Origin of the sequence: Methylobacterium sp. Leaf118, from assembly GCF_920984675.1 — a bacterium.
GTDB lineage: Bacteria > Pseudomonadota > Alphaproteobacteria > Rhizobiales > Beijerinckiaceae > Methylobacterium.
The window spans coordinates 1-8292 of the sequence record NZ_CAKLBV010000102.1 but is presented as its reverse complement, the minus strand read 5'-3'; the positions used below and the strand labels follow the sequence as shown (position 1 = coordinate 8292).

Here is an 8292-nt window from a genome sequence, read left to right as displayed (position 1 = left end):
GGCGCTCGCGGCCCATCATGTCGCGCTCGCCGGAACGGGCCTCGTGCTCGTCGCCGCGGCCGGCCTCGGCCTCGGCCTCCTCGCCACGCGCCACGCCTTCGCCCCCTTGCGCGGCGGCATCGACACCCTGGCCGCCCTCGCCCAGGCGGTGCCGCCGGTCGTCATGGTGGCCCTCGCCCTGCCCGTGCTCGGCTTCGGGGGCCCGCCGACCCTGCTGGCGCTCGTGGCCTACGGCCTGATGCCGACCCTGCGCGGGACGGTGGGCGCCCTCGAGGCCGTGCCGGCCGAGATCCGCGAGGCTGCCCGCGCCCTCGGCCTGACCCCGGGGCAGGTGCTCTGGCGGGTGGAACTGCCCCTCGCCGCCCCCGGCCTGATCGAGACCCTGCGAACCGCCCTCGTCCTCTCGGTGGCCCTGGCCGCGCTCGGCGCGCTCGCGGGCGCCCCGACGCTCGGCACGCCGGTCGTGGCCGGCCTCCAGAACCAGAACTTTTCGGGCTTGCTGCAGGGGGCGCTCGCCACCGCCGCCCTCGCCTTCCTCGGCGAGGCGCTGCTGCTTGCCGCGACGGCGTGGCTGCGCCGGGGGTGAGGCGCCGGGCCGTGCCTGCCCCGAGACCCGGGGCGGAACCGATCCCGACCGGTCACTCGGCCGGTCACTCGGCCGGTCACTCGGCGAGGGGAAGGGTGTGGCGCCCGGCGCGGTCGTCGATCTCGACGATCCAGAGATCGGAATCGAAGCGCAGCTCGCGGGTCAGCCGTTCCTCGACGGCGAGGACGGGGGCCGCCGTCAGGACCGGGCTGAAACGGCGCTCGCCCGAATCCTCCGCCTCGATCAGGGATTGCGGCGCCGGGCCGTACAGGTCGGCGGTGCCGTCGAGGCGATCGACCTTGATGAAGATCGCGCCCGCCTCCGCCGCGCCGCGGCGGCGCTGGACCGCCGGGATGCCCTCGACGTCGAGGCGGCGCAGATGGGCGGAGACCCAGAAATCCGAGCGGAGGCGTGCCATCGGCCGGTCATAGCCCCCTCCCCCGGTTCCGTCGATGCGCGGGCGCCCGGCCGGATCGCGCGATGCCGGATCGGTCCCGCCTGCGCGGCGATCCGAGGCCGGCGGCCCGTGTCGCGGCGAGGGACGGCCGCCCTCAGCCCTGGGCGGCCTTCGTGGTCAACGCGCGCAGGGTGCGCCCCGTGGCCTCTCCCTTGATCGGGAGCTTGCGGTCGCGCTCGAACCGCTCGATCGCCGCCCGCGTTCCCGGGCCCATCAACCCGTCGTCCTTCAACGGGCCGTAGCCGAGGCGGGACAAAGCGCGCTGGGCCCGCATCACGGCCGGATCGGGCTTCGTCTCCGCCTCCGCCTTCGCCTTGGGGTCGGATCTGGATTCCGCCTTGGCCGCCTCGGGCTTCGCCGGCGCCGCCTTCGGGGCGGGCCGCGGGGCCGCGCGCGGCGTGACGGAGGCGGTGGTTTCGCCGGAGCGGATCATGTCGGCGATGGCGTCCCGCGGCGGGGCGGGCGTCGGCCGTCTTCACCGTCGGCAGGATCGGCGCCGGGTGACGCCCATCCTGGAAGCCCACCGCGTTGAGGCAGACGACGAGCGCCGCGCCGAGGCCGGCCAGGGTGCCGAGCACGCCGCCGGGGTAGCGCAGGCAGAAGCGGCTCGCCCGCCCTGCGAAGGCCGCGGCACCGGCCGCGGCCGAGGGCCCGGCCGGCCCGCGGGCCCGTTGCGGCGCGGGGCGGGGCGCGCCGGCCGGTCCGCGGGCATGGCCCCGCATGTCGCCCGTCACGACGATCTCGCGCCGATCCCGTCCGGCGGGGGTCTCCCGCATGTCGCGTTCCTCTCGATGCATCATCGGTTGCGGGTGGCGCCGGCGGATCAGCCGGCCCGCCGGAAGGACTCGCCGCTGCGGGCGGCGGGCGTCGGGTCGAACAGGCCGACCGGCAGACGGATCGGCTCGGGCAGGATCTCGGAGGACGCCGCGCCGCGGATGGAGGTGCGGATCGGCGCCGGCTCGCCGGAGGCCCGGGCCCGGCTGCAATCGAGGGGAAGCGTCACGGCGACGCTCGTGCCCTTGCCGGGCGCGCTCTCGACGGAGACCGAGCCGCCGTGGATGCCGGCCAGCCCGCGCACCACCGAGAGGCCGAGGCCGGTGCCCTCGTGGGTGCGCCCGTAGCCGCCGCCGACCTGGAAGAAGGGATCGCCGAGCCGCGGCAGGTCGGCCTCGCCGATGCCGATCCCGTCGTCGCTGACCACGAAGTCGAGATAGCCGCTGCCGCGCCGCACGCTGACCTCGACGCGCCCGCCCCGGGGGGTGAACTTCACGGCGTTCGAGATCAGGTTGATGAGCATCTGCCGGCAGGCCCGGGCGTCGGCCACGAGGCCGCACTGGGCCGGGACCGGGCCGCAGCTCAGCGCGACCCCGGAGGCGTCGGCCCGCAGCTGCATCAGGTCGCAGCAGGAGCGGATCAGGCCGGCGACGTCGATCGGCTCCGGATGCACGTCGAAATGGCCGCTGCGGATGCGCGAGATGTCGAGCAGCGTGTTGACCACGTCGAGCAGGTGCCGGCCCGACTGGCCGATGATGCCGGCATATTCCTGGGCCCGCTCCGGCGAGAGGGTGATGGCGCCCTCGCCCGCCAGGACGTCGGAGAAGCCGATGATGGCGTTGAGCGGCGTGCGCAGCTCGTGGCTGACGGTGGCGAGGAACTGCGTCTTCACCTCGTCGGCGCGCTCCGCCTCGGCCCGGGCCCGGTCGAGCTCGGCGGCGTGGCGGCGGTGCTCGGACACGTCGCGGGTCACCGCCACCACGGTCGAGCCGTTGGCGCCGGCGAGCGCCGCCTCGATCCGGTGGGCCCGCATCTCGGCGAACAGGGTGCGGGTGCCGTCCGGGCGGGCGGCGTCGAGGTGCAGGCGGAACGGCACGGTGGCGGGCAGGCCGTTGGCGGCGACGTCGCTGATCGCCTGCAGAAGCGCGGGCCGGTCCCCGATATGGACGCGGTCGAGCAATCCGTGGCCGCGCAGGCGTCCGGCATCGGCGCCGACGAAGCGGGCGGCCGAGCCGCTGGCCTCCAGCACGCGGCCGTTGGCGTCGTGCCACGTCACGAGGTCGTCGATGGCCGAGAGCAGCAGCCGGTCGCGGGCCTCGTTGTCCTGCATCCGGGCACGCCATTCGCCCTCGCGGCGAATGTGCTCGATCGCCTGCGCGGTGATGTGGCCGATGGCCGTGATGGCGAAGACCGGGAGCGCCACGGCGTTCGGCCAGTCGAGGGCGGGGCCTTCGAGGGCGAGATGGCCGGAGAGCGCCACCGCGACCGCGCCGATGACGGCGATCACCGCGGCGGCGAGCGTCGCCCGGCGCGAGCCCGACACCATCGCCTCCAGCGGGACCGCCACGAGCCAGATCGCGGCGGCGGAACTCGCCCCCCCGGTCAGGGCGGCGAGGCAGACCAGCAGGCCCGTGAGCCCCGCCGAGGACAGGGCGTGGGCGACCCAGAGCGAGCCGGTGCGGGACAGGACGATGGCGGCGAGCACCGGCAGGAACAGGCTGGCGATGGCGATAGCCTCGATCCCGCTCGGCACGCCGCGCCAGACGAGGTAGGGCGGCAGCGCCGCCATCATCACCGCGCCGGTGGCGAGCCGGGAGACGAGGAACCGCTCGTGGCGGAACCGCACGCCGGCCTCCGCCTGGACGGAGGCGTGAACCAGCCCGGCGAGGCGGGCGTCGAAGAGTGAGGCAAGGCTACCGTCTTTACGCAACACCACCACGCACAGCACCGGCTCGTAGAGCTGAACTCAGCCTTCGTCCGGCGCCCCTCGACTGCTCGTTTCGAACAGCCGGAAGCGTCGCAGAGGCGGTTTAAGCGAGGATGAAAAGGGTCGCTCGGTTACCGCCGACTCAGGGGGCCCGACGGCCTCGGTGCGGGGTCGGCGAGGACGTTGTCCACAGGGGTGGCGGGGCGCATCGTGAAGGGGCCGGGAGGCCGCGCAAGCTCTCGTTCACCACGTCCCGGCTTTTGCCCCGGCGGGACTCCGTCCCCTCACCGGGAAAGTGTCAGGGTGCAGGAGAAGACCCGCCGCGGCGCCGCCGCTTCCGGACCCGACCCATGTCGTTCCTCCTTCGCGCCGCCCTGGTGATCGGCGTGCTTTCCTACTTCGCCGCCACGCGCCAGGGCACGGCACCCGACACCCTCGACACCGCGCGGCTGCGCTCGACCGTCACGATGACCGGCAGCCTCCCGAGCCTCGCCGCCGCGCTCCCGCCGGAGGCGCGGGCGGACGCCCTGCGGATGGGCGCGGAGGCCCTGGCCCACCGCCTCGCGGACCCGCCGCCCTCCGCCGACACGCTCGCGCCGAGCGACCGGCTGCCGGCTTGGCGGGGAAGCGGCGGTCGCTGAGGCGCCGCGGGCCCGAAGCCCGCCCTCAGCCCCACAGATCGGGCGACGGCGGATGCACGAGGCTGCCCTCGTAGCGCAGGGCCGGTTGGCGGTCCTGTGCGAGCAGGAGCGGCCCGTCGAGATCCACATACTCCGCGTGATGGGCGATCAGCATCGCCGGGGCCATGGCGAGCGAGGAGCCGACCATGCAGCCCACCATGATCGCGAAGCCGCGGGCGCGGGCCTCATGGGCGAGGCGGATCGCCTCGGTAAGGCCGCCCGCTTTGTCCAGCTTGATGTTGATGGCGTCGTAGCGCTTCGCCAGGGCGTCGAGCCCGGCCCGGTCGTGCAGGCTCTCGTCGGCGCAGATCGGGATGGGGCGGGCGATCTCGGCCAGCAGCCCGTCCTCGCCCGCGGGCAGCGGCTGCTCGATGAGCCGCACCCCCGCCGCCGCGCAGGCCGCGAGGTTGGCCTCGATGGTCTCCGGCCGCCACGCCTCGTTGGCATCGACGACGAGCCGCGCCTCCGGCGCCCCCCGGCGCACGGCGGCGATGCGCTCGGGATCGCCCGCCCCACCGAGCTTCACCTTGAGGAGCGGACGATGGCTCGCCGTGCGGGCGGCGGCCTCCATGGCCTCGGGATCGCCGAGGCTGAGGGTGTAGGCGGTGGTGACCGGCCCGGGCTCGGTCAGGCCCGCGAGCGACCAGGCCGGCCGGCCCGCGCGCTTGGCCGCGAGGTCCCACAGGGCGCAGTCGAGGGCGTTGCGGGCCGCGCCCGGTCCGAGCCGCCCGGAGAGGTCCAGGCGCTCGCCTCCCGCTCCGATCCAGTCGGCCTGGGCCTCGAGGGCGGCGGCGACGCTCTCGACGCTCTCGCCGTAGCGGGCATAGGGCACGCACTCGCCCCGCCCGCGATGGTCTCCGTCCTCGACGGTCGCCACCACGACGACCGCCTCGGTGCGGCTGCCGCGGGCGATGGTGAAGGCGCCGGCGATGGGGAAGCGCTCGACGGCGACGGTGAGGCGGCGCGGCATCGCGGATCCTCTCAGGCCGGGAACGTGGCGGCGATCCGGTCGACGATGGCGTCGACGCCGAACCGGACCGGATCGGTCGCCGGCAGGCCGTGGGCGGCCTCCGCCTCCGCCAGCAGCGCCCGGGCCTGCCCCTCGGCGAGCGCCTGGGTGTTCACCGCGATGCCCACGGGACGGATGTCCGGGTTGGTGAGCCGGCCGCAGCGGATCGTCAGCTCGATCACCTCGGCGATCGTCGGCAGGGGCGCCTCGACGCCGCGCATGCGGGTGCGGGTCGGCTCGTGGCAGACCACGAAGGCGTCGGCCTGGGCCCCGTGCAGCAGGCCGAGGCTGACGCCGGCGAAGGAGGGGTGGAACAGCGAACCCTGGCCCTCGATCAGGTCCCAGTGGTTCGGCGCGGCGGCGGGGGCGACCCACTCGACGGCGCCGGAGATGAAATCGGCCACCACCGCGTCGATGGCGACGCCCCGGCCCGAAATGAACACGCCGGTCTGTCCGGTGGCGCGGAAATCCGCATCGAAGCCGCGCTCCCGCATGCCCCGCTCCAGGGCGAGCGCGGTGTATTTCTTGCCGACCGAGCAATCGGTGCCGACGGTGAGCAGCCGCCGCCCGGGACGCCGGCTGCCCTTGCCGGTCGGGAAGGTCTCGGTGGTGTGGCGCACGTCGTGGAGCGCCCGGCCGTGGCGCTGCGCCGCCTCGGCGATCGCCGGGATCGAGCCGAGGCGGACGTGCAGGCCGCTCGCCACGTCGAGCCCGGCCTCGAGCGCCGCGACGATCTCGGCGATCCAGTGCTCGGGCAGCGTGCCGCCCGCGTTGACGACGCCGATCACCAGGGTCCGGCAGCCCCGCTCCACCGCCTCGGCGCGCGTCAGGTCCGGGATGCCGAGATCGGCGGCGCAGCCCTCCATGCGGCTCTGCCCGACGCACCAGTCCGGCCGCCAGTCGTTGATGCCGTAGGCGGTCTTGGCGGCGAGCGTATCCGGCACGTCGCCGAGGAACATCAGGTAGGGCGTGGCGATCTGCATGTCCGAGGGATCTCCCGTCCGGCGCCGGGCGCCGCCTGGTCCGTTCGTCTATGCGCGATCCGTGCCCGATGCGCGAGAGGTGCGCTCACGCCGCGAGCGCGTCCGCCACCGCCTCGGCGAGCGAGAGCGCCGCGGTGAGCCCCGGGCTCTCGATGCCGAAGAGCTGGACGAGGCCGGGCAGGCCGTGCTCCGCCGGGCCGTCGAGGCGGAAATCGGCGGCGGGCTCGCCGGGGCCGGTGAGCTTGGGGCGGATGCCGGCATAATCCGGCGTCAGGCGGCCGTCGGGCAGGCCGGGCCAGTAGCGCCGGATGGCCGCCTCGAACGCGCCCGCGCGGCCCGGATCGACGGCGTACTCTTCGCCCTCCACCCACTCCACATCGGGGCCGAACCGCATCCGGCCGGCGAGATCCAGGGTGAGATGGATGCCCAGGCCCCCCTCGACCGGGGCGGGGTAGATCAGCCGCGTGAAGGCGGGCCGGCCGCTGCAGCCGAAATAGCTGCCCTTGCCGAGCACTTGGCGGGGGATGCGCTCCGGCGCGACGTCCGCGATCCGTCGGGCCAGTGCCTGCGCCCCGATCCCGGCGGCGTTGACGAGCAGGTCGACCTCGAGCCCGTCCGGGCTCGCCCCGCCGAAGCGGACCTGCCAGCGCCCCTTCTCGCGAGCCGCGGACAGGATGGGAGTGCCGAGCGCCAGGGCGCCGCCCGCATCCTCGATGTCGCCGAGAAGCGCCAGCATCAGCGCGTGGCTGTCGACGATGCCGGTGGCCGGCGAGTGCAGGGCGGCGACGCAGGCGAGGGCCGGCTCCAGGGCCACCGCCTCGGCGCGCCCCAGGAGGGCAAGGCCTTCGACCCCGTTCGCGACGCCGCGGGCGAAAAGGGTCGCGAGGGCGTCCCGCTCCTGGTCCTGCGTGGCGACGATGAGCTTGCCGCACAGGCGGTGGGGCACGCCGTGACTCTCGCAGAATGCGACGAGGCGGCGGCGCCCCTCGACGCAATGTTGGGCGCGGGTGGAGCCCGGCGGATAGTACATCCCGCCATGGATCACCTCGGAGCTGCGGGCCGAGACGCCGGTGCCGAAGGCCTCGGCGGCCTCGGCGACGATGACCGAGACCCCCCGCCGGGCCAACGCCCGGCCGATGGCGAGCCCCACCACCCCTGCCCCGACGACGAGCGCTTCCATGCCGCTGCGGCTCCGTTGCCCCGCCTGTGGCGGTCCTGCCCCCGTCAGCGCTTGGTGTCGAGCGGGCGCCCGAGTAGGCGGGCGAACTCGGCCTCGATCTCCTCGACCGAGAACGGAGTCTGGCCCTGGGGCAGGCCCTCTGACGAGGCCGCCTCGGACCTCACCGAATCGGACGGCGCCGGCCCCGCGCGATCGGGCATTTCAGGCCCGGTGCCGGCGGGTTCGGCCGAAGAGCCGCGTTCGGTCTTGGCAAGATCCGGTCTGGCAGCATCCGGCTTGGTATCCGGCCCCGTCACGGCCGGTTGCGCAGGCTTGAACTCGGCCGACGATGCCGGCGCGGGCTTGACCTCCGCGGCGGTCGGCTCCGCCCGGGCAGGCGCCACCGGCTTGAACGCCGCCAGCTCGGGCACCACCGGCTTCGCCTCGACGGGCGTGGACGCGACCGGCTTGGTCTCCACAGGCTTGGTCTCCGCCGGCTTCGCCTCGACAGGCTTGGCCCCTGCTGGCTTGGCCCCTGCCGGCTTGGCCTCGGCCGCACGGACGGCGGGCGCCACGACAGGCGCCGGAGGAGGCGCGGGCACGAAGGTCGGCGCGGTGGCCGGCGCCGGCGACGGCTTGGACGGCGCTGGTTTGGCCAGTGACGGCGGAGCAACGGGCGGCGGGGCGAGCGGGTCGGCCTGGGCCGCGGCCATCGCG

The 8292-nt window shown here is 75.1% G+C and carries 8 protein-coding genes and 1 pseudogene; 2 read left to right on the top strand and 7 right to left on the bottom strand.

From position 1 onward, the window contains the following. Positions 1–586: ABC transporter permease (locus LW587_RS23175; RefSeq protein ID WP_442919193.1), on the top strand; the 586-nt coding region annotated here is incomplete at its 5' end. Between the two features lie 76 nt (positions 587–662). On the opposite strand, the gene LW587_RS23170 is transcribed toward LW587_RS23175, so the two are convergent. The 3 genes from LW587_RS23170 to LW587_RS23160 all read right to left on the bottom strand — a co-directional run bounded on the left by LW587_RS23170 (position 663) and on the right by LW587_RS23160 (position 3756). Next, positions 663–1004, bottom strand: a complete 342-nt coding sequence (locus LW587_RS23170; protein WP_232631940.1) for a DUF1491 family protein — start codon at positions 1002–1004, stop codon at positions 663–665. Positions 1005–1137: 133 nt separating this feature from the next. Further along, positions 1138–1476: a peptidoglycan-binding domain-containing protein gene (locus LW587_RS23165; protein ID WP_232631939.1), complete on the bottom strand. Its 339-nt coding sequence runs from the start codon at positions 1474–1476 to the stop codon at positions 1138–1140. 390 nt (positions 1477–1866) lie between these two features. Further along, a complete protein-coding gene (locus LW587_RS23160) occupies positions 1867–3756 on the bottom strand; it encodes a PAS domain-containing sensor histidine kinase (RefSeq protein WP_232631943.1) in 1890 nt (629 codons plus the stop codon). Positions 3757–4094: 338 nt separating this feature from the next. Here LW587_RS23160 and LW587_RS23155 point away from each other — a divergent pair, with 338 nt between their 5' ends. Then, positions 4095–4385, top strand: coding sequence for a hypothetical protein (locus tag LW587_RS23155; RefSeq protein WP_232631938.1), 291 nt, complete (start codon positions 4095–4097; stop codon positions 4383–4385). A gap of 25 nt (positions 4386–4410) precedes the next feature. Here LW587_RS23155 and dgcA read toward each other — a convergent pair whose 3' ends face one another. The 4 genes and pseudogenes from dgcA to LW587_RS23135 all read right to left on the bottom strand — a co-directional run. Then, a complete protein-coding gene (gene dgcA / locus LW587_RS23150; protein WP_232631937.1) occupies positions 4411–5394 on the bottom strand; it encodes an N-acetyl-D-Glu racemase DgcA in 984 nt (327 codons plus the stop codon). An 11-nt stretch (positions 5395–5405) separates the two neighbouring features. Then, on the bottom strand, positions 5406–6416 hold the full coding sequence (gene dgcN, locus LW587_RS23145; RefSeq protein WP_232631936.1) for an N-acetyltransferase DgcN: 1011 nt from the start codon (positions 6414–6416) through the stop codon (positions 5406–5408). Positions 6417–6501: 85 nt separating this feature from the next. Further along, the gene (locus LW587_RS23140) at positions 6502–7596 is read right to left on the bottom strand and encodes an NAD(P)/FAD-dependent oxidoreductase (RefSeq protein ID WP_232631935.1); all 1095 of its coding nucleotides are present in this window, start codon (positions 7594–7596) and stop codon (positions 6502–6504) included. Positions 7597–7640: 44 nt separating this feature from the next. Further along, a pseudogene (locus LW587_RS23135) lies at positions 7641–8292 on the bottom strand (hypothetical protein); the annotation flags it as partial.

Excerpts from the sequence above, each read along its gene's own strand:
- LW587_RS23170 (WP_232631940.1), bottom strand. The coding sequence starts at position 1,004 with ATGGCACGCCTCCGCTCGGATTTCTGGGTCTCCGCCCATCTGCGCCGC.
- LW587_RS23165 (WP_232631939.1), bottom strand. The coding sequence starts at position 1,476 with ATGATCCGCTCCGGCGAAACCACCGCCTCCGTCACGCCGCGCGCGGCC.
- LW587_RS23155 (WP_232631938.1), top strand. The coding sequence starts at position 4,095 with ATGTCGTTCCTCCTTCGCGCCGCCCTGGTGATCGGCGTGCTTTCCTAC.
- dgcA (WP_232631937.1), bottom strand. The coding sequence starts at position 5,394 with ATGCCGCGCCGCCTCACCGTCGCCGTCGAGCGCTTCCCCATCGCCGGC.
- dgcN (WP_232631936.1), bottom strand. The coding sequence starts at position 6,416 with ATGCAGATCGCCACGCCCTACCTGATGTTCCTCGGCGACGTGCCGGAT.
- LW587_RS23140 (WP_232631935.1), bottom strand. The coding sequence starts at position 7,596 with ATGGAAGCGCTCGTCGTCGGGGCAGGGGTGGTGGGGCTCGCCATCGGC.